Source organism: Sulfitobacter sabulilitoris, from assembly GCF_005887615.1.
In the GTDB taxonomy this organism is placed as follows: Bacteria; Pseudomonadota; Alphaproteobacteria; order Rhodobacterales; family Rhodobacteraceae; genus Sulfitobacter_E; species Sulfitobacter_E sabulilitoris.
Genome location: NZ_VANS01000001.1, coordinates 1,367,718 through 1,385,516, shown reverse-complemented (window position 1 = coordinate 1,385,516; position 17,799 = coordinate 1,367,718). Strand labels below are relative to the sequence as shown.

Annotated in this window: 17 protein-coding genes; 11 read left to right on the top strand and 6 right to left on the bottom strand. The window is 65.3% G+C overall.

What is annotated here, in order from left to right; all coding sequences use genetic code 11:
* Positions 1-95: 95 nt before the first annotated feature.
* From topA to tldD, 3 genes are all read right to left on the bottom strand, one after another.
* A complete protein-coding gene (gene topA / locus FDT80_RS06570; protein WP_138661390.1) occupies positions 96-2,711 on the bottom strand; it encodes a type I DNA topoisomerase in 2,616 nt (871 codons plus the stop codon).
* A gap of 120 nt (positions 2,712-2,831) precedes the next feature.
* A complete protein-coding gene (gene dprA, locus FDT80_RS06565) occupies positions 2,832-3,992 on the bottom strand; it encodes a DNA-processing protein DprA (RefSeq protein WP_138661389.1) in 1,161 nt (386 codons plus the stop codon).
* Between the two features lie 104 nt (positions 3,993-4,096).
* Entirely contained in the window at positions 4,097-5,518 is a 1,422-nt protein-coding gene (gene tldD / locus FDT80_RS06560) for a metalloprotease TldD (RefSeq protein ID WP_138661388.1), read from the bottom strand.
* Positions 5,519-5,703: 185 nt separating this feature from the next.
* On the opposite strand from tldD, the gene coxB reads away from it, so the two are divergent.
* From coxB to FDT80_RS06505, 11 genes are all read left to right on the top strand, one after another.
* The gene (gene coxB / locus FDT80_RS06555; protein ID WP_138661387.1) at positions 5,704-6,582 is read left to right on the top strand and encodes a cytochrome c oxidase subunit II; all 879 of its coding nucleotides are present in this window, start codon (positions 5,704-5,706) and stop codon (positions 6,580-6,582) included.
* Positions 6,583-6,646: 64 nt separating this feature from the next.
* Positions 6,647-7,585, top strand: a complete 939-nt coding sequence (gene cyoE / locus FDT80_RS06550; RefSeq protein ID WP_138661386.1) for a heme o synthase — start codon at positions 6,647-6,649, stop codon at positions 7,583-7,585.
* Positions 7,586-7,753, top strand: coding sequence for a cytochrome C oxidase assembly protein (locus FDT80_RS06545; RefSeq protein WP_138661385.1), 168 nt, complete (start codon positions 7,586-7,588; stop codon positions 7,751-7,753).
* Positions 7,753-8,334 carry a cytochrome c oxidase assembly protein gene (locus FDT80_RS06540; protein ID WP_138661384.1) on the top strand — a complete coding sequence of 194 codons (582 nt, stop codon included), beginning with the start codon at positions 7,753-7,755 and terminating at the stop codon, positions 8,332-8,334. Before FDT80_RS06545 ends, FDT80_RS06540 begins: the two co-directional genes overlap by 1 nt.
* A gap of 24 nt (positions 8,335-8,358) precedes the next feature.
* Positions 8,359-9,165, top strand: coding sequence for a cytochrome c oxidase subunit 3 (locus tag FDT80_RS06535; RefSeq protein WP_138661383.1), 807 nt, complete (start codon positions 8,359-8,361; stop codon positions 9,163-9,165).
* A 103-nt stretch (positions 9,166-9,268) separates the two neighbouring features.
* Entirely contained in the window at positions 9,269-9,949 is a 681-nt protein-coding gene (locus FDT80_RS06530) for an SURF1 family protein (RefSeq protein ID WP_138661382.1), read from the top strand.
* Between the two features lie 5 nt (positions 9,950-9,954).
* Positions 9,955-11,343 (top strand): threonine synthase, encoded by a 1,389-nt coding sequence (gene thrC, locus FDT80_RS06525; RefSeq protein ID WP_138661381.1) that lies wholly within the window; start codon positions 9,955-9,957, stop codon positions 11,341-11,343.
* Entirely contained in the window at positions 11,340-12,602 is a 1,263-nt protein-coding gene (locus FDT80_RS06520; protein WP_138661380.1) for a M16 family metallopeptidase, read from the top strand. The genes thrC and FDT80_RS06520 overlap by 4 nt, the downstream gene beginning before the upstream one ends.
* Complete coding sequence (locus FDT80_RS06515) at positions 12,602-13,186, top strand: GNAT family N-acetyltransferase (RefSeq protein ID WP_138661379.1); 585 nt, start codon at positions 12,602-12,604, stop codon at positions 13,184-13,186. The genes FDT80_RS06520 and FDT80_RS06515 overlap by 1 nt, the downstream gene beginning before the upstream one ends.
* Positions 13,187-13,370: 184 nt before the next feature.
* Positions 13,371-14,189: an MBL fold metallo-hydrolase gene (locus tag FDT80_RS06510; RefSeq protein ID WP_138661378.1), complete on the top strand. Its 819-nt coding sequence runs from the start codon at positions 13,371-13,373 to the stop codon at positions 14,187-14,189.
* 40 nt (positions 14,190-14,229) lie between these two features.
* Entirely contained in the window at positions 14,230-15,648 is a 1,419-nt protein-coding gene (locus FDT80_RS06505) for an FAD-binding oxidoreductase (RefSeq protein WP_138661377.1), read from the top strand.
* Between the two features lie 33 nt (positions 15,649-15,681).
* Here FDT80_RS06505 and FDT80_RS06500 read toward each other — a convergent pair whose 3' ends face one another.
* The 3 genes from FDT80_RS06500 to FDT80_RS06490 are packed head-to-tail and all read right to left on the bottom strand — an operon-like array spanning position 15,682 to position 17,771.
* Positions 15,682-16,212, bottom strand: coding sequence for an adenine phosphoribosyltransferase (locus FDT80_RS06500; RefSeq protein ID WP_138661376.1), 531 nt, complete (start codon positions 16,210-16,212; stop codon positions 15,682-15,684).
* Positions 16,213-16,220: 8 nt separating this feature from the next.
* Positions 16,221-16,850: a LysE family translocator gene (locus FDT80_RS06495; protein WP_138661375.1), complete on the bottom strand. Its 630-nt coding sequence runs from the start codon at positions 16,848-16,850 to the stop codon at positions 16,221-16,223.
* A gap of 48 nt (positions 16,851-16,898) precedes the next feature.
* Positions 16,899-17,771, bottom strand: coding sequence for an S-methyl-5'-thioadenosine phosphorylase (locus FDT80_RS06490; RefSeq protein ID WP_138661374.1), 873 nt, complete (start codon positions 17,769-17,771; stop codon positions 16,899-16,901).
* Positions 17,772-17,799 lie beyond the last annotated feature (28 nt).

Genomic DNA, 17,799 nt, shown 5'->3' with positions numbered 1-17,799 from the left:
CGTAGATTGGCGGCATGCGACGCCGCGCCACAAGCGCCGCGCGGGCAAAGCCGCCCGCGAGGCCCGCTGGCAAAGCCCCTTGGCGGACGTTGCCGTCAGCCGGCTTTCTTGGCGGCCGGCTTTTTCTTGGCCGCCGCCTTCTTGGTCGTCGCTTTCTTCGGCGCCGCTTTCTTGGCCGCGGGCTTCTTGCGATTGCCCTTCTTGGCGGCCTTCTCGTTTATCAACTCGATCGCCTGTTCCATCGTCACGGCGGCGGGGTCGGTCTCCTTGGGCAGGGTCGCATTGACCTTGTCCCACTTGACGTAAGGCCCGTATTTGCCCTCCATGATGTTCACCGCGCCCCCTTCGTCGGGATGCTCGCCCATTTCGCGGATGGGCTTGGCGGCCTTGCCGCGTCCGCCCCGGCTGGCCACTTTTTCCGCCAGCAACTGCACCGCGCGGTTCATGCCGACGGTGAACACCTCGTCGATGTTTTCGAGGTTGGCATTGGTGCCGCCCCGTTCAGAGGTCGATTCCGCGTGTTTGATATAGGGTCCGTAGCGCCCGATGTTGGCCCAGACCATCACGCCGTCCTCCGGATGCGGCCCGATGGGACGCGGCAGCGACAGCAGCATGACGGCGCGCTCGAGGTCCAACTCCTCGGCCGGCCAATCCTTGGGGATCGACTGACGCGGCGGCTTCTTGGTCTCTTCGGTCACTTCGCCGCGCTGCACATAAGGGCCGAAGCGGCCCTTGAAAACGCGAATCTCGTCGCCCTGATCCTCGCCCAGAAGCTTGCCTTCCGGCGGGATCGCGCTGGCCTCGGCCTCGGGGTCCGGCGGGCCGAAGGGCCGGGTATAACGGCACTCGGGATAGTTTGAACAGCCGATGAACGCGCCGCCCGACCGCGCCGTGCGCATCGACAGCCGCCCGGCACCGCAATTGGGGCAAAGCCGCGGGTCGCTGCCATCCTCCGTGGGCGGAAACAGGTGCGATTCGAGCACGTCGTTGATCTTTTCCAGAACCTCGGTGATGCGCAGTTCAGAGGTTTCCGCGATGGCCGCCGAAAAGTCGCGCCAGAAGCGCCGCAGCACTTCCTTGTAATCGGCATCGCCCGCGCTGACGCGGTCAAGCTGATCCTCCAGGTCGGCGGTGAAATCATAGCCCACGTATTTGCGGAAATAATTTTCGAGAAAGGCGGTGACCAACCGGCCCTTGTCCTCGGGGATCAGCCGATTCTTGTCCTTGCGGACGTATTCGCGGTCCTGGATCGTGGTGACGATGCTGGCATAGGTGGAGGGGCGGCCGATGCCAAGCTCTTCCATCCGCTTGACCAGCGTCGCTTCCGTATAGCGCGGCGGCGGCTGGGTGAAATGCTGTTCCGGCGTGACGGCGCGCTTGTCCATCTTGTCGCCCTGATCGACCTGCGGCAGGCGCTTGTCGTCGTCATCGACCACGACATCGTCGCGGCCTTCCTCGTAGACCTTGAGGAACCCGTCGAACAACACGACCTGGCCGGTGGCGCGCAACTGCACCTGCTCGTCCCTCGAGCCGATATCGACGGTGGTCCGCTCCATCCGGGCCGATTCCATCTGGCAGGCCAGGGTGCGTTTCCAGATCAGATCGTACAGCTTGCGCTGATCCGCGTCGGAGGTCTTTAGGTCCTCGGGTTTGAGCATCATTTCCGTCGGGCGGATACATTCGTGCGCTTCCTGCGCGTTCTTGGCCTTGTTCTTGTAGATCCGCGGGCTGGAGGGAACGTAATCGTCGCCATAAAGCGTCTTGATCGCGTCGCGCGCCGCCGTGACCGCTTCGGGGGCCATGTCGATGCCGTCTGTCCGCATGTAGGTGATGTGGCCCGCTTCATACAGGCGCTGCGCGGTGCTCATGGCCTGGCGCGCGCCCATGCCGAACTTGCGGCTCGCCTCCTGTTGCAGGGTCGAGGTCATGAAGGGGGCGGAGGGGTTGCGGTTGGCGGGCTTGGCCTCGACCGACACCACGCTCAGGTCGCGGCTGGTGATGGCCTGCACGGCTATTTCGGCCTGCGTGCCGTTCTCGATGTCGAACCGGTCGAGCTTCTTGCCTGCCAGCATGGTCAGGCGCGCCTCGAATTCCTGTCCCCGCGGCGTGGCCAGCAGCGCCTTGACGGTCCAGTATTCGCGCGGGCGAAACGCCTCGATTTCCATCTCGCGCTCGACAATCAGGCGCAGGGTCACCGATTGCACGCGGCCCGCCGATTTGGCGCCGGGCAGCTTGCGCCACAAGACCGGCGACAGGTTGAAGCCCACCAGGTAATCCAGCGCGCGCCGGGCCAGGTAGGCCTCGACCAGCGGCATGTCGACCTGCCTGGGGTTTTTCATCGCTTCGGTGACGGCGGTCTTGGTGATCGCGTTGAACACGACCCGGCTGACGGGCGTGTCCTTGTTGATCGACTTGCGCTTGGTCAGCGCCTGCTGAAGGTGCCAGCTGATCGCCTCGCCCTCGCGGTCGGGGTCGGTCGCGAGGATCAGTTCATTGTCGTTCTTCAGCGCGTCGGCGATTGCCTTGACGTGTTTCTTGCTGTCGCTGCCCACTTCCCAAAGCATGTCGAAGTCATGCTCGGGGTCGACCGATCCGTCCTTCGGAGGCAGGTCGCGCACATGGCCATAAGAGGCGAGAACCGTGTAATTGTCACCGAGATAGCTGTTGATCGTCTTGGCTTTGGCGGGGGATTCGACAACTACGACGGGCATAAATGCGGGCACCTCTGGGTGTAAAATGTCTTGCGTCTATGGCGGTGCCTCATGTGGGGTGCAAGGGAAAATTGTCAATGCAGGTCCTTTGGTCACGTCGGATCGGGGCCGTGCGGGGGGTCAGTCGGCCCGCGCCAGCAACCCGCCCGAACGGCGTGTGATCCGACCGTCGAGTTCAAGATCGACGAGCGCCGGCGCCACATCGGCGGGGGCCACGGCCAGATCGCGGATCAACTGATCCTCCGCGACCGGAGAGGGGCCGAGCCGCGACAGGATCTGCCGGTGAAGGGCGGCGATATCGCGCAGGCCACGCGCGGAGCGCGGCTTTGCCTCGGGCAGGGGCAAAAGCGGTTGGGCGTCGGCCTTGGCCGCCGGGTCGGACAGGGGGGCCAGCGCATCCAGAACGTCCTGCGCCGAGCGGACCAGCACGGCGCCGTCGCGGATCAGCATGTTGCATCCCGACGCGCGCGCATCGAAAGGATGGCCCGGCACCGCCATGACGTCCCGGCCCTGGTCGAGCGCATCGCGTGCGGTGATCAGACTGCCGGATTTCGCCGCGGCCTCGACCACGATGGTGGCACGGCCAAGGCCCGAAATGATGCGATTGCGGCTGGGAAAATGCCGCGCCATCGGTTGCACGCCCATCGGCTGTTCCGACAGGCGAAGGCCGGTTTTTGCGATATTCGCGGCGAGCTCGGTGTTTTCTGCGGGATACATTATATCGACGCCGCCGGCCTGCACCGCGATGGTGCCGGTGGGCAGCGCGGCCAGGTGCGCGGCGGCATCGATCCCGCGCGCCAGGCCCGACACCACGACATACCCCGCGGCGCCGAGATCGCGCGCCAGCCCCTTGGCCATGCGGGTGCCGAGCGACGATGCGTTGCGCGCGCCCACCAGCGAAATCATCGGCCGGGACAACAGCCCCGGATCGCCCAACACCCAGAGGAAGGGCGGCGCATCGGGCAGATCATTCAGCGGGGCGGGGTAGGCCGCTGTGCCCTGCATGACCAGGCGCGCCCCGGCGGCGCGGGCGGCATTCAGTTCCGCCTGAACCACGGCTTCGGGGCAAATTTCATAGGTTTCCACCCCGGCGGCCCGCGCAACATCGGGCAGCGCGGCCAACGCGTTTTGCGCGGTGCCATGTTCGGCCAGCAGCCGGTGGTAGGTGGTGACGCCGACGCGGCGCGATCGCAAAAGACGGAGCCGGGCGAACTGGTCATCTTCCGGGGTGGGTGGGAGTGGGGGGTGAGTGGAAGAAGGATGTAGGTCCCTGTCAGTCATCCCGATACTCCGTCCGTTGCAGAATCAGGTATAGGCCAGCCTGGTTAACAACAGATGAATCGTTCCGCGCGGATTTCGCCTAAATCCGCGCGGTGACGTTAACTTCAGGCCGCCGATCCGCCAACGGTCAGCCCGCCGATCAGCAGCGTCGGCTGGCCCACGCCCACAGGCACCCACTGGCCCGCCTTGCCGCAATTTCCCATGCCGGGATCAAGCGCCATATCGTTACCGATGGCGCGGATTTTCTGCAGCGCGGTGGCGCCGTCGCCGATCAGCGTGGCGCCCTTGACCGGAGCCCCCACGACGCCGTCCTGCACGCGGTACGCCTCGGTGCACGAGAACACGAACTTGCCATTGGTGATATCGACCTGACCGCCGCCAAAGCCCACGGCATAGATGCCGTCCCGCAGATCGGCCACGATATCTCCGGGCGCCACGTCACCGCCCAGCATGTAGGTGTTGGTCATGCGCGGCATCGGCGCATGGGCATAGCTTTGCCGCCGTCCGTTGCCGGTGGGCGCCACACCCATCAGCCGCGCATTCTGGCGGTCCTGCATGTACCCCACGAGGATCCCGTCCTCGATCAGGGTGTTCTTGCCCGAGGGCGTGCCTTCGTCGTCGATGGTGATCGATCCGCGCCGGTCGGGGATCGTGCCATCGTCAAGCACCGTCACCCCGGATGACGCGATCCGCTGGCCCATGAGTCCGGCAAAGGCGGAGCTGCCCTTGCGGTTGAAATCGCCCTCCAGCCCGTGGCCGATCGCCTCGTGCAGCAGGATGCCGGGCCAGCCGGGGCCAAGCACCACGTCCATCACGCCGGCGGGCGCGGCCACGGCGTCAAGGTTCACGACGGCGATTCGCAGCGCTTCGCGCGTCTTGGCCTGCCAGTTGGCGGGATCCAGAAGCCCGTCGAGGCCCACGCGCCCGCCGCCGCCGGCCGATCCGCTTTCGCGCCGACCGCCCTGGTCGACGATGACGGACACGTTGACGCGGGTCATCGGGCGCACATCGCGCACCACCATCCCGTCGGGGCGCAGAATCTCGATCTCCTGCACCGATGCGGCAATCGAGGCCGACACCTGCACCACGCGGGAATCGAGGCCGCGCGCGAAGGCGTCGATCTCGCGCAATGTCTCGACCTTGACGGGAAAGGGCGCGCCGGCGATCGGGTCCACGTCGGTGTAGAGCCGGGTATTGGTCCGAGCGGGCGCATCGCTCCATGTGCCGCCGCCGTCGCCCACGGCCAGCCGGGCGGTTTCGGCGGCGCGCGTCAAGGCGGCATGGGATAACTCGGTCGCATGGGCATAGCCCGTGACCTCGCCCCGCACGGCGCGCAGGCCGAATCCCTCCGAGGCGTCATAGCTCGCTGTCTTCAGGCGGCCGTCGTCGAACATCAGCCCCTCCGAGCGGCGGCGTTCGAAAAACAGCTCCCCGTCGTCGGCACCATCGGTGGCCGCGCGCAGGAGCGTCAGGGTCGCGTCGCGGTCGAGCGTATCGCCCAGGGGCGAAAAGGGGGCGTCGGTCATTGATCGTGTCCTCGTTTTTTGCGGGGCCAAAGGCGGGGAAAACGGTACAAGCGTCCGTTTGACGCAAGCTGAAGCCTTTATCTTGGGCTTAGAATATGATTGTAAGCTCGCAGATTACAACGGCAGCGCCCCGTGAGGCGGCTCTGTTCCCTTGCGCAACAGTGATCACAAGATCAGGACGACACATGAAAACTCTTTTCTCTCTTTCGGGCCTCGGGGCAATGTTTGCCGCCACTTCGGCGTTTGCTCAGGACAATCTTGAAATCATCGGTCGTCCGACGGACGGCGAAATGGGCTTCCAGACGGCCGTGACCGAACTGGCGCGCGACCTTCAGTGGCTCGATGACATGATGCTGGTGATCATGACGCTGATCACCCTGTTCGTCACCGGGCTGATCCTGTGGGTCTGCTACCGCTACGCGGCCAAGCGGAACCCGAAGGCAGCCAATTTCACGCACAACACCCCGGTCGAGATCGCCTGGACCGTGGGGCCGATCGTCATTCTGGTCTTCATCGGTGCGTTTTCGCTGCCGATTCTGTTCAAGCAGCAGGAAATCCCCGAAGCGGATCTGACGATCAAGGTCACCGGCTACCAGTGGTACTGGGATTACGAGTATGTCGATGACGGTGTCGAATTCTCCAGCTATATGATCGGCGCACCGGCGACCGGCGGCAGCAACATGAAATCGCCCGAGGTCATCGCGCAGCTTGAGGCCGCCGGATACTCCGAGGACGAATTCCTGCTGGCGACCGACACCTATGTCGTCGTACCCGTGGACAAAACCGTGGTCATGCAGGTCACTGGTGGTGACGTGATCCACTCGTGGACCATCCCCGCCTTTGGCGTGAAGCAGGATGCGGTGCCCGGACGTCTGGCAGAGCTGTGGTTCAAGGCCGAGCGCGAAGGCATCTACTTCGGTCAGTGTTCCGAGCTTTGCGGTCTGAACCACGCCTACATGCCGATCACCGTCAAGGTGGTCAGCCAGGAGGTATACGACGCCTGGATCGCCGCAGCCAGCGAAGACGGCGGCTTTGTCGAACTGGCAGCCGCGATGAGCAACTGAGTGCGCCGGGCGGGGATGTCCCCGCCCTGCCGCAGCTTCCCTTCGATCCTGTCGAGGACCTGAAATGACTGATGTCAGCCTGAATACACCCACTGGTGAGTATGATGCCCAACTGGGCGATTATTTCGCGCTGCTCAAACCGCGCGTGATGTCGCTCGTCGTGTTTACCGCCCTTGTCGGTCTGCTGGCGGCGCCCGTTTCGGTGCATCCCGTGATCGCGTTCTCGTCCATCCTGTTCGTCGCCGTCGGGGCGGGGGCCTCTGGTGCGCTGAACATGTGGTGGGACGCGGATATCGACGGTGTGATGCGCCGCACCGCCAAGCGCCCGATCCCGTCGGGGCGGGTGCAGCCGGGCGAGGCGCTGAGCCTCGGGCTCGCGCTGTCGGGCATGTCGGTGATGATGCTGGGGCTGGCGGCCAACCTGCTGTCGGCGGCGCTGCTGGCCTTCACCATCTTTTTCTACGCGGTCATCTATTCGATGTGGCTCAAGCGGGCGACGCCGCAGAACATCGTGATCGGCGGCGCCGCCGGGGCCTTTCCGCCGGTGATCGGCTGGGCCATCGCGACGGGCAGTGTCTCGATCGAGGCGTGGCTGATGTTCGCGCTGATCTTCATGTGGACGCCGCCGCATTTCTGGGCGCTGGCGCTGTTCATGAAATCCGACTACGAGGACGCGGGCGTGCCGATGCTGACCGTGACGCATGGCCGCCGCAAGACCCGTGCCCATATCATCGGATATACCGTGCCGCTGGCCGTGCTGGCCGTCGGCACCGGGTTCACCGCGATCGGCGGGCCGGTGTACCTGACCGTCGCGGTCGTGCTCAACGCACTGTTTCTCAAGGGGGCGTTCGACATCTGGCGCCGGGACGAGACACAGGCAGAGGCCGATGACTACCGGGTGGAAAAGAAAGTCTTCCGCCTGTCGCTTTGGTATCTTTTCGCGCATTTCGGCGCCATCCTTCTGGAAGCCGTGTTGCGCCCCTATGGATTGGGAGGCTGGTAAATGGCTTTTCGGACTGAGCATGAAATTCACACCCGCCGCAAAGGCCGCAACGTCGGCGTTGGCCTGATGCTCGCAGGCTTTGTGGTGCTGGTGCTGGCACTGACCTTTACCAAGATCACCGGCGGCGATTTCCAGATTCCCGCCGCGGCAAACGAGGTGAAGAACTGATGGCGCTGAGCGGACCGCAGAAAACAGTCGCGCAGACCGTGGGTGTCGTGGTTCTGATGGGCGGACTGGCCTGGGCCTCCGTGCCGTTCTACGACTGGTTCTGCCGCGTCACCGGCTTTGGTGGCGTGACGGGCATTTCGCAGGTCGCCCCCGACGAGGTGCTGGATCAAACCATAAAGGTGCGCTTCGACGGATCGCTCAATGCCGGAATGCCGTGGGAATTCAAGCCCGTGGAGCGCGAGATGGAGATCAAGATCGGCGAGACCGGTCTGGCCTTCTACGAGGCGTACAACCCCACCGACCGGCCCGTCGCGGGATCGGCAAGCTATAACGTCTATCCCTATCAGGCGGGTGGATTTTTCAACAAGATCCAGTGTTTCTGCTTTGAAGAGCAGGTGCTGGCCCCAGGCGAGCGGGTGCAGATGCCGGTGACGTTCTATGTCGATCCGGAAATCGTCAACGACCGCGACGCGAAATATGTACATAGCATCACGCTTAGCTATACATTCTACGAAATCGATCTGCCCGAAGGCCATGCCGCCGCCGCGCAGGACGCCGCCGCAACAACAACACTGAACTAACCCCAGAAGTGAGGGAACCACCGCATGGCCCATGCAAAAAATCATGACTACCATATTCTGAACCCCTCGATCTGGCCGCTGCTTGGCGCGGTCGGCGGCTTCGTGATGCTGTTCGGGGCCGTGCTGTGGCTGCACGGCGTGACGCCCTTCGTGTTCTGGGGCGGTCTGGCGCTTGTGCTCTACGTCATGTTCGCGTGGTGGTCCGAAGTGGTGAACGAAAGCCAGATCGGCGATCATACACCGGTTGTGCGGATCGGCCTGCGCTATGGCTTCATCCTGTTCATCATGTCCGAAGTGATGTTCTTTGCCGCTTGGTTCTGGTCGTTCTTCAAGCACGCGCTGTACCCGATGAACGAATATGCCGGATCGCAATACGTGCCGCCGGAAATCGTTCCGGTCGATGCGTTGCACCTGCCGCTGATCAACACGCTGATCCTGTTGCTGTCGGGCTGTGCCGTGACCTGGGCGCACCACGCGCTTGTGCACGAGAACAACCGCCGCGACCTGATCAACGGCCTGGCGCTTTCCATCGTGCTGGGCGTCGCGTTCACGGCACTTCAGGCCTACGAATACGCGCATCTGCTCCACGAGGGCTGGCAGTTCGGCGGTGACAAGTTTTACTCGAACTTCTTCATGGCCACCGGCTTTCACGGCTTTCACGTGATCATCGGCACGCTGTTCCTGGCCGTGTGCCTGATCCGCGCGATGAAGGGGCATTTCACCCCGGAACGTCACGTCGGCTTCGAGGCGGCCGCATGGTACTGGCATTTCGTGGACGTGGTGTGGCTGTTCCTGTTCTTCGCCGTCTACATGTGGGGCGCACCGGCCTGATCCCCATCCGGGCTTGCATCCCGCGGCCTGACATCTACAAGCAACCGGGCGTGCAGGGGCAACTCTGCACGCCCTTGTCTTTGATCCGTTTTACGAGGCTGCAATGCGCCGCACTGCGTTTTTCCTGATCTTCGGTCTGGGCGGGGCTGCGATCCTCATCTCGCTGGGCGTCTGGCAGATCCAGCGGCTGGCCTGGAAGGAAGGCGTGATCGCGGATATCGACGCGCGCATCGCCGCCGACCCGGTGCCGCTGCCGGCCGACCCTGACCCTGTCCGCGACGCTTATCTGCCTGTGACCGCGACCGGCACGCCCGGCGACGCTTACCTCAGGGTGCTGGTGTCGCAAAAACAGATCGGCGCGGGATACCGTATCATCCGCGCCTTGCGGACCGACGGTGGATCGGTGCTGCTGGATCAGGGCTTTCTTCCCGCGGACGCGACCATCGACGCCATGACGCCCGACGCCGAACTGACAGTGGTCGGCAACCTGCAGTGGCCGCAGGAAACCGACAGTTTCACGCCCGCGCCCGATCTGGCGGAAAATATCTGGTTCGCCCGCGACGTGCCCGCGATGGCCGACGCGCTGGGCACCCGCCCGATCCTGGTGGTGCAGCGCGAGGCCCCCGAAACCCCGGGCGCGATCACCCCCTTGCCGGTGGACACCGCCGCCATTCCGAACGATCACCTGCAATACGCGATCACATGGTTTTCGCTGGCCGCCATCTGGATGGCCATGACCGTCTTTTTCCTCCGGCGCCCCACGGCGCGCCCGACCCAAGGCTGACTGACATGCACTATATCTCGACCCGCGGTGCGGCACCGCTTCTGACCTTCGAAGAGGCGATGCTGACGGGCCTTGCGCGCGACGGCGGGCTTTACGTGCCCGAAATCATTCCGCAACTGTCCCCCGCAGAGATCGCCGCCTTCGAGGGGCAGCCCTACGAAGAGGTCGCCTATCGCGTGATGCGTCCCTTTGTCGGCGACAGTTTTGGCGATACCGAATTCCGCGAGATCATCGACCGGGCTTACGCGGGGTTTGGCCATGCCGCCCGCGCACCGCTCGTGCAACTGGATCAGGGGCATTTCCTGCTGGAACTGTTCCACGGGCCGACGCTGGCGTTCAAGGATTTCGCCATGCAGCTGATCGGCCAGATGTTTCAGACCGCGCTGGGGCGGCGGGGCGACAGGGTGACGATCGTCGGGGCGACCTCGGGCGATACCGGGTCGGCGGCGATCGAGGCGTTTCGCGGGCTCGACAACGTCGATGTGTTCATCCTGTACCCGCATGGCCGCATTTCCGAAGTGCAGCGCCGACAGATGACCACGCCGACCGAATCCAACGTTCACGCGCTGGCAATGGATGGCGATTTCGACGACTGCCAGGCGCGGCTCAAGGACATGTTCAACGATTTCGACTTCCGCGACGGGGTCGGTCTGGCCGGCGTCAATTCGATCAACTGGGGCCGGGTGCTGGCGCAGGTGGTGTATTTCTTTACCTCTGCCGTGGCCCTGGGCGCGCCGCACCGCAAGGTCAGCTTTACCGTGCCCACCGGCAATTTCGGCGATATTTTCGCGGGCTACATCGCCAAGCGGATGGGCTTGCCCATCGACCGGCTGGTGGTGGCGACCAACCAGAACGACATCCTGCACCGTTGCCTGTCGGGGCAGGGGTATCACAAGGGGGCGACGCAGCCCTCGATATCGCCCTCGATGGACATCCAGGTCAGTTCCAACTTCGAACGTGCGCTCTTTGACGCCTACGACCGCGATGGCAAGGCCGTGGCGCAACTGATGGAGGAATTGAAGGCGGGCGGCTTCGAGGTCAGCCAGGGCGCGATGCAGGTGCTGCAATCGCACTACAGCTCCGGCGCCGTGTCCGAAGACGAGACATCGGCCACGATCAAGACGCTGCTCGATACCACGGGCGAACTGCTGTGCCCGCATTCCGCCGTGGGCGTAAAGGTTGCCGGCGACCGGCGCGTGGCGGGGACGCCGATGATCACGCTGGCGACCGCGCATCCCGCGAAATTCCCCGATGCCGTCGCGGCGGCGACCGGCGTTCACCCGCCTCTTCCCCCCCGGATGGCGGACCTGTATGACAGGCCCGAACGCGTAACGCGGGTGCCCAACGATCTGGGGGCGCTCATGGATCATATCAAAGGGCACAGGCTCACGTGACACTGCAACAGCACCGCCTTTCCAACGGCTTTCGTATCGTGACCGAACACATGCCGGGGCTGGCTTCGGCCTCCGTGGGCGTGTGGGTCGGCGCGGGCGCGCGGCATGAAACCCCCGCCCAGAACGGGATCGCGCATTTTCTGGAACACATGGCGTTCAAGGGCACCGCGCGCCGGTCTGCGCTGCAGATCGCCGAATCGATCGAGGACGTGGGCGGCTACATCAACGCCTATACCTCGCGCGAGGTGACGGCCTATTACGCACGGGTGCTGCAAAACGATGTGCCGCTGGCGATGGACGTGATCGCCGACATTCTGCTCAACCCGACGCTGGAGCAAAACGAGATCGAGGTGGAGCGCGGCGTCATCCTGCAGGAAATCGGCCAGGCCCTCGATACGCCCGACGACGTGATCTTTGACTGGTTGCAGGATCAGGCCTATCCCGATCAACCGATGGGGCGCACGATCCTCGGCCCCACCGAACGGGTGTCGGGCTTTACCCGCGCCGATCTGGCGGGGTTCATCGGCCAGCATTACGGGCCGGACAGGATGATTCTGTCGGCGGCGGGGGCGGTGGATCACGATGCCATCGTCGCACTGGCCGAGGATCTGTTCGGGGGGCTTCAGGCGCGCCCGGCCTTCAGCGTCGATGCGGCCCGCTTTTCGGGCGGCGAGATGCGTCAGGTCAAACCGCTGGAGCAGGCCCATTTCGCGCTGGCCTTCGAAAGTCCGGGCTACCGCGACGATGCGATCTATACCGCGCAGATCTACGCAAGCGCGCTGGGGGGCGGCATGTCGAGCCGACTGTTCCAGGAGGTGCGCGAAAACCGCGGGCTGTGCTATTCGATCTTTGCGCAGGCGGGGGCCTATGACGATACCGGCATGACCACGATCTACGCCGGGACATCGGCCGCGCAATTGGGCGAACTGGCCGAAATCACCATCGACGAGATGAAGCGCGCGGCCACCGACATGAGCCCCGCCGAAGTCGCTCGCGCCCGCGCCCAGATGAAGGCCGGGCTGCTGATGGGGCTGGAAAGCCCGTCCAACCGCGCCGAACGCCTGGCACGGCTGGTGCAGATCTGGGACCGGGTTCCGCCGCTGGAGGAAACCGTAGCGCTGATCGACGCGGTGACCACCGGCGACGTGCGCGAATTCGCCGAACACATGGCCGCGACGGCGCCGGCGGCGCTGGCGCTCTACGGTCCGGTCGACGGGGCTCCCACCCTCGAGACGCTTCAGGCCCGCCGGGCCGCCTGATGCTGCTCACACGGCGTAAGATCCGGATCGAGACAGAGCGCATGACCCTGCGCCCGCCGATCCATTCGGATTTCCGCGCCTGGACCAGCCTGCGCGCCCATTCGCAGGAGTTCCTGACCCCCTGGGAGCCGAGTTGGGCCGACGACCACCTCAGCCGCAAGGCCTTCACCAACAGGGTCTATTGGGCACAGCGCTCGGTGGCGTCCGGCACCGCGCTGCCACTGTTCCTGATCCGACGCAGCGATGCGGCCCTCTTGGGCGCGATCACGCTCGACAACATTCGCCGCGGCCCCGCGCAGGCGGGCACATTGGGGTATTGGACGGGACAGGCCTTCGCGCGCCACGGCTTCATGCGGGAGGCCATTCAGGCGGTGTCGCATCACGCCTTCACCCGGCTCGACCTCAGCCGCCTCGAAGCGGCCTGCCTGCCGGAAAACAAGGCATCGCGCGGCCTGCTGGAAACCTCGGGCTTCAAATACGAAGGCGTCGCGCAAAGCTATCTGCAGATCGACGGCCGCTGGCGCACCCATGTGCTCTATGCCAGCCTGCGCAACGACCGGCGGGGCAAGACGGCGTCTGGCTGATCCCGGCAGACCGCGGGCGTCCCTGACTGCTTTCTTTGGCTGAAAATACCTCGGGGTCCGGGGCAGCGCCGCGGCGTCCGGTCATTTTTGCGTCACCCGCGAAAATGTGAACCGGCAAGACCGGCAAAAATGGCTGATTTACCGCGATCCCCGCGCTACGCTCTCATGACGGGAGGTTGCATCCATGCTCATTCGTCTCTGCCTTGTCCTTGCCATGCTGGCCGCGCCCGTCACGGCACAGCAGCGCCAGCCCAGCCATTGCATCGCGCTCGCCAACAGCGCGCCGGGGCTTGAATACCTCGTACCCGCCAGCCTGCCGGAGGTGGCGCGCGATACCGTTCTCCTTCACTACATCGCGCATGCCAGTTTCCTGATCCGGAGCCACGGCGGGCTGAACATGGTCACCGATTTCACCGGGTTTACCGGCAGCCTGCCACTTATCCCCGATGTCGTCACGATGAACCACGCGCATGATACCCACTGGACGGCCTCGCCCGATCCCGCGATCCCGCATGCGCTGCCGGGCTGGGGCCCCTTCGGCGAAGGGATCGATCACCGCCTCGATCTGGGCGAGGTGCTGGTGCGCAATGTCTCCACCGATATCCGGTCGCAATTCTCCGGCATCGAGGAGAAGGGAAATTCCATCTTCGTGTTCGAACTGGCAGGGCTTTGCATCGGCCACCTGGGGCATCTGCACCACGAACCTGACGCCAGCCAATACGCGGCGCTGGGGCGGCTCGACGTGGTCATGGCGCCGGTGGATGGCGGATACACACTTGACCTGCCGACCATGACGCGGGTGCTCAAGCGGCTGAAATCGTCGGTGGTGATCCCCATGCACTGGTTCTCGCGTTATGCGTTGCAGGATTTTCTCACCGGCATGGCGGATGATTTCGCCGTGGTCGAGGTGGGGGGCCCCGCGCTCGAGATCTCGCTCGATCGTCTGCCCTCGCGCCCCACGATCATGGTGCTGGAGCCGGCCTGGCTCAGCGCGCCGCAATAGCCGCTTGCGTTTGGTCCGGGTTTTGGCGGATCAAGGTCGCATGAGCCTCAATTCCGTTTCCCCCGACTTCATGGCGGCCCTCGGCGCCGATCTGCCCGAAGGCGCGTTGCGCCCGGCCGATCCCCGCTACTTGCACGAACCGCGCGGCCAGTGGACCGGGCAACAGACCATGGTCGCCCTGCCGCGCAGCGCCGGGGAGGTCGCGGCGATTGTGCGCCATGCATCGCGACATGCGGTCGGACTTCTGCCCTACGGGGGCGGCACCGGTCTGGTGGGCGGGCAGGTGGCGCCGGCCGGCGCGGTGCCGCTGATCGTGTCGCTGGAGCGGATGACCGCCGTGCGCGCCGTCTATCCGGACGAGAATGTTCTGATTGCCGAGGCGGGCGTGATCCTTGCCGATATCCAGGCGGCGGCCGAGGAAGCAGGCCGCCTGTTCCCCCTGTCGCTGGCGGCCGAAGGCTCCGCGCGGATCGGCGGCAACCTTGCCACCAACGCGGGCGGCACCGGTGTCCTGCGCTATGGCAACGCACGCGATCTGTGTCTGGGGCTCGAGGCGGTGCTGCCCGACGGGCAGATCTGGCACGGGCTCAAGCGTCTGCGCAAGGACAACACCGGCTACGATCTGCGCCACCTGCTGATCGGTGCCGAAGGCACGCTGGGCATCATCACCGCCGCGTCCCTCAAGCTCAGCCCGCGGCCCGCCGCCATGGGGACGGGGCTGTTCGTCGTGCAATCGCCCCGGGCCGCGCTGTCGCTGTTGTCGCTGGCGCGCGATCAGCTGGGCGACATGGTCAGCGCCTTCGAGTTGATGCATGCCCAGGGCTATGCGTTTCTGGCCGAGAAATTGCCCGATGTCCGGCAGCCGTTCGACAGCCCGCCGGAATGGTCCGTGCTGGTGCAGCTGGGCCTTGCGCGCGGCATGGTCCCGCAGGACGCGCTCGAGGCGCTGTTCGTGGCCGCGGCGGATGCGGGCCTGGTCAGCGACGGGCTGATCGCGCAGAACGAAGGCCAGAGCCGCGATTTCTGGGCCATCCGCGAACAGATCCCGGAGGCGAACCGCAAGATCGGGTCGATCTCAAGCCACGATATCTCGCTGCCGCTGGGCGCCTTGCCGGAGTTCATCGAACAGGCGCGCCAGCAGATCGCGCAGGTGGGAGCGTTCCGGATCAACTGCTTCGGGCATGTCGGCGACGGCAACCTGCACTATAACGTCTTTCCCGCGCCGGGAGCGTCACGCGCGGATCACGAGGGCGACCGCGAGCGGATCAAGCGCGTGGTGCACGATCTGGTCCACCGGATGGACGGATCGGTCAGCGCGGAGCACGGCATCGGGCGACTCAAGGTGGATGATCTGGAACGCTACGGCGACCCGGCCAAGCTGTCGGCGATGCGCGCGATCAAGGCGGCGCTCGATCCGAAGGGCATCATGAACCCCGGCGCGATCCTGCGCGCGCCCTGACACCGCGCGGCGGGGGGCAGCGGGGCCAGCGGGTCATTCGCCCTCGAAGGCGCAGAGGGCCTGCACATCCATCCCGAGCGCTTCCAGCCGCTTGCGCCCGCCCAGATCGGGCAGGTCGATGATGAACGAACACGACACGATTTCACCGCCCAGCCGTTCGATCAGCTTGATACCGGCCTCGGCGGTGCCACCGGTGGCCAGCAGGTCATCGACCACCAGGATCTTTTCGCCGGGCTTGATCGCGTCGTCGTGCACCTCGACGATCGCCTCGCCGTATTCCAGTTTGTAGTCTTGGCTGATCGTGCGCCCGGGCAGCTTGCCCTTCTTGCGGATCGGCACGAAGCCGACGCTGAGCTGATGCGCGATCGCCCCGCCAAGGATGAAGCCGCGCGCCTCGAGCCCCACCACCTTGTCAATGCGCAGGCCCGCATAGGGATGCAGCATCTGGTCGATGGCCATGCGGAACCCGCGCGGATCGGCAAAGAGCGTGGTCACATCGCGAAACATGATCCCTTCGTGGGGGAAATCGACGATGGTGCGGATATAGTCCTGAACGGTTTTCATGCCTGTCCTCAAGCGGTTGTGCGGCGCAGTGTGGCAGTAGCAAGCCCCATTGCCACAAGGGCGGCCCCGCCGGCGCGGGTGATCCATGTGATGATGCCGGGCCGGGCGATGATCCGGCGCAGGCGGTCGGCCAAAAGGGCATAGGCCAGCGCGTTGAGCGCCGCAAGGCCCACGAAGGTGGCGATCAGGATGGCGAACTGCGGCAACAGCGCCGCGTCGGGGCGCACGAATTGCGGCACAAAGGCGATGAAGAACGCGATGGATTTGGGATTGAGCGCCGTCACGGCGGTGGCGTGGGCAAAGACCCCGCGCGGCGAGATCTCCGCCACGGCAACGGCCGGCCCGTCCGCGGCGGGCGCGGAGCGCATGAGTCTGACCCCGAGCCAGACGAGATAGGCCGCCCCGATCCACTTCAGCGCGGTAAAGAGCGTGGCCGATGCCAGCACCAGCGCGCCCAGTCCCGCCAGCGACGCCGTCATCGCGATCAGATCGCCCAGGGCGACCCCGGCGGCCGAGGCGAGCGCCACCGACCGCCCTTTGGAGAGCGCATAGCCGAGTACCAGCAGCACGGTGGGGCCGGGGATCAGCAGCAGCGCCGCAGTGGCCGCCACGAAAGTCAGCCAAAGGTCAATCGGCATGGTGCACCGCGCGGGCGTGAGGGGCGGCAACCCGGTGGCCCGCGCGGATCACAGCAGCCGCCCCGCCACGGCGTCCAGCTTTGCCATCAATTCCGGATCGCGGGCCTCTGGCCGGGTCAGGATCGCGTATTCCAGCGCCCGGTCGCAGCCATGCGGGCAGGGCGCGCGATCCGCGCCCAGCAGCGCGGGCAGGCGTTTGACCAGATCGCGGCCCTTGTCGGCGTTGCCCATCAGGGTCTTGATGATCTCGCTCACGTCCACCTCGCCGTGATCGGGGTGCCAGCTGTCGTAATCGGTGATCATCGCGACGGAGGCATAGCAGAGCTCCGCCTCGCGGGCGAGCTTGGCCTCGGGCATGTTTGTCATGCCGATCACATCCGCGCCCCAGCTTTCCCGGTACATCCTGGATTCCGCCAGCGTGCTGAACTGCGGACCCTCCATCGCGAGGTAGGTGCCGCCGCGGTGCACGGTGATCCCCGCGTCCCGCGCCGCAGCCTCGCAGGCGTCGCCAAGGCGCGGGCAGGTCGGGTGCGCCACCGACACATGTGCCACGCAGCCACTGCCGAAAAACGATTTCTCGCGTGCGATGGTGCGGTCGATGAACTGGTCCACGATGACGAAATCGCCTGGCGCCATCGCCTCGCGGAACGATCCGCAGGCCGAGACGGAAATCACGTCGGTCACGCCCAGCCGCTTGAGCGCGTCGATGTTGGCGCGGTAGGGCACGGTGGAGGGGCTGTGCACGTGGCCGCGCCCGTGACGCGGCAGAAAGGCCATCTCGACCCCGCCCAGCGTGCCGGACAGGATCGCGTCCGAGGGCGCGCCCCAGGGGCTGTCCACCGTGGTCCATTCCGCGCCCTGAAGCCCGTCGATGTCATAAATGCCCGATCCGCCGATGATCGCTATCTTGGTGTGTGTCATGAATGTCTTGCCCCGTGGTCGCGCGCCT

Bases quoted from the DNA above. Each gene is read 5' to 3' on its own strand.
- FDT80_RS06545 (WP_138661385.1), top strand. From the start codon at position 7,586: ATGGCTTTTCGGACTGAGCATGAAATTCACACCCGCCGCAAAGGCCGC.
- coxB (WP_138661387.1), top strand. From the start codon at position 5,704: ATGAAAACTCTTTTCTCTCTTTCGGGCCTCGGGGCAATGTTTGCCGCC.
- FDT80_RS06510 (WP_138661378.1), top strand. From the start codon at position 13,371: ATGCTCATTCGTCTCTGCCTTGTCCTTGCCATGCTGGCCGCGCCCGTC.
- FDT80_RS06530 (WP_138661382.1), top strand. From the start codon at position 9,269: ATGCGCCGCACTGCGTTTTTCCTGATCTTCGGTCTGGGCGGGGCTGCG.
- FDT80_RS06540 (WP_138661384.1), top strand. From the start codon at position 7,753: ATGGCGCTGAGCGGACCGCAGAAAACAGTCGCGCAGACCGTGGGTGTC.
- cyoE (WP_138661386.1), top strand. From the start codon at position 6,647: ATGACTGATGTCAGCCTGAATACACCCACTGGTGAGTATGATGCCCAA.
- dprA (WP_138661389.1), bottom strand. From the start codon at position 3,992: ATGACTGACAGGGACCTACATCCTTCTTCCACTCACCCCCCACTCCCA.
- topA (WP_138661390.1), bottom strand. From the start codon at position 2,711: ATGCCCGTCGTAGTTGTCGAATCCCCCGCCAAAGCCAAGACGATCAAC.
- FDT80_RS06505 (WP_138661377.1), top strand. From the start codon at position 14,230: ATGAGCCTCAATTCCGTTTCCCCCGACTTCATGGCGGCCCTCGGCGCC.
- tldD (WP_138661388.1), bottom strand. From the start codon at position 5,518: ATGACCGACGCCCCCTTTTCGCCCCTGGGCGATACGCTCGACCGCGAC.
- FDT80_RS06490 (WP_138661374.1), bottom strand. From the start codon at position 17,771: ATGACACACACCAAGATAGCGATCATCGGCGGATCGGGCATTTATGAC.
- thrC (WP_138661381.1), top strand. From the start codon at position 9,955: ATGCACTATATCTCGACCCGCGGTGCGGCACCGCTTCTGACCTTCGAA.
- FDT80_RS06495 (WP_138661375.1), bottom strand. From the start codon at position 16,850: ATGCCGATTGACCTTTGGCTGACTTTCGTGGCGGCCACTGCGGCGCTG.
- FDT80_RS06535 (WP_138661383.1), top strand. From the start codon at position 8,359: ATGGCCCATGCAAAAAATCATGACTACCATATTCTGAACCCCTCGATC.
- FDT80_RS06515 (WP_138661379.1), top strand. From the start codon at position 12,602: ATGCTGCTCACACGGCGTAAGATCCGGATCGAGACAGAGCGCATGACC.
- FDT80_RS06500 (WP_138661376.1), bottom strand. From the start codon at position 16,212: ATGAAAACCGTTCAGGACTATATCCGCACCATCGTCGATTTCCCCCAC.